The 1,896-nt window shown below is 38.0% G+C and carries 1 protein-coding gene; it reads right to left on the bottom strand.

What is annotated here, in order from left to right; genetic code table 11:
• Positions 1–74: 74 nt before the first annotated feature.
• The gene (gene ltrA / locus ACESR5_RS11975; protein ID WP_373155985.1) at positions 75–1,493 is read right to left on the bottom strand and encodes a group II intron reverse transcriptase/maturase; all 1,419 of its coding nucleotides are present in this window, start codon (positions 1,491–1,493) and stop codon (positions 75–77) included.
• Between the last annotated feature and the right edge of the window lie 403 nt (positions 1,494–1,896).

Genomic DNA, 1,896 nt, shown 5'->3' with positions numbered 1-1,896 from the left:
ATTGAATAGGGGCTAAGAATTAATATCTTTCGCCCCTTTCACAACACCGTGCGTAGGGTTCCCTACACGGCGTTTCATAAGTTTATAGAATTGTAATAATCTAGTGCACTTACAAACCCAAATCTTTTTAATCTTTCGTTTGTCAGTGTTCTAGAGAGTATAAAGCTATTGGCTATATGCCAGTAGCTTTTTCTTGTATTTGCCCATTCCCATGCCTTATTCCTGTCTATACCTAGCTTTTGCAGATTTCTATACCTTGTTCTTACTAGCTTCCATCTCTTCCAATATATCATTCGTATTCTTCGTCTTATCCACGAGTCAACTTTACCAAGATATCCTCTCATATCAGCTATCCTGTAGTAATTTATCCATCCCGTAATATAGAGCTTTAATTCCTGAGCTAGTTCCTTACTACTGATAGGTCTATTTCTTTTTGTGATTTCTTTGATTCTTCTTTTCATCTTTTCTTTTGATTTCTTATGAACAGTGATTCGTACGTTACCACTCTTCTCTATATAGAATCCAAATCCTAGAAATTTTACACCAGTAATATAAGCGACTTTTGTTTTCTCTTGATTGACTTTAACGAATAAATTCTCTTCAAGATATCTCGTCACTGTTTCCTTGACTCTCATAGCACTTCTTTCACTTTTGAACAGTATGACACAGTCATCTGCATATCTTACAAATCGATTTCCTCTTCTTTCCATTTCTTTATCAAATTCATTAAGATAGACATTTGATAGTAATGGACTTAGGGGACCTCCTTGAGGTACACCTTTAGTTGTTTCTTCAAATTTATGCTTTACTACGACTCCTGCATTGAGATATTTATGTATGAGTGATATGACTCTTCCATCTTTAATAGTTTGTGAAAGTATCTGTATAAGTCTTGAATGATTGACTGTATCAAAGTATTTCTCCAAGTCCAAGTCTACTGTGTATCGATATCCTTCATTGGCATAGTCTACGACTCTTTTTACTGCTTGATGAGCACTTCTTCGAGGTCTAAACCCATAACTGTTTTCATTGAATAGTGGTTCAAAGATAGGCGTAAGTATTTGTACTATTGCTTGTTGGATGACCCTATCCGTCACTGTTGGGATTCCTAACCCTCTTTTCTTTCCGTTATCTTTCGGTATTTCTACTCTTTTGACGGCTTGCGGACTATAATGTCCCTCCATGATAAGTTTCTTTAGATAAGACCAGTGTTGTGCGAAATGCGTACGAACTTCTGCGACTTGCATTTTATCTACACCACCACTCCCCTTATTGCTCACAACCCTTTGAATCGCCTTTTCTATATTGGCATCTTCTACGATTGCTTCAAGTAACTTTTCATGTACTACAAATCTATTGGTGTTTTTCATATGTGATATCTCTTGTTTTGATACAGGATACACTTCTCCGTTATTGTCGTATTCCGTACTATCTTCATAGAGTAAGCCTAATGATAGTTGACAGTATCCTATTTTATCTTGAGTATCTTTCATCTCCAGTTCACCTCCTTATGTTCGGTCCTTCGCTAGATAACCATTACAGTTACCATCATCACTACTATGACCTCGGCTGACTTCCTAGGACAAACGTTTCCACCATGATTACATTTTCACCATGTCCCTAGGACCTCCCACGGTAAGACATAACACTTTCATCCCATGTACCCACTATCTTTACATTGCTTATTCCGTCGTACTATTGGACTTTGATTTGTTGCGCAATCTCATCCGATAAGCATATGCCTCAAATAGTTCGTGTTCCTTGGGTCAGGATTTTGCCTCCGACTTCCTCCCGTTCACACCTTACGATGGATACTTTGTCTTTGGCTAGTGGTTGGTAGTACGAAACCTCCACAGTGGACTTTCACCACCAAGTTTTATGCCATGCGTGGCACAC

It is taken from the genome of Clostridium sp. AUH-JLR23 (assembly GCF_964238065.1).
Lineage (GTDB): Bacteria > Bacillota_I > Bacilli_A > Erysipelotrichales > Coprobacillaceae > Allocoprobacillus > Allocoprobacillus merdigallinarum.
The sequence above is the reverse complement of the archived record's forward strand: the minus strand, read 5'-3'. Positions and strand labels throughout refer to the sequence as shown.

What these genes read in the sequence shown, in the direction of transcription:
- ltrA (WP_373155985.1), bottom strand. Translation starts at nt 1,493, where the DNA reads ATGAAAGATACTCAAGATAAAATAGGATACTGTCAACTATCATTAGGC.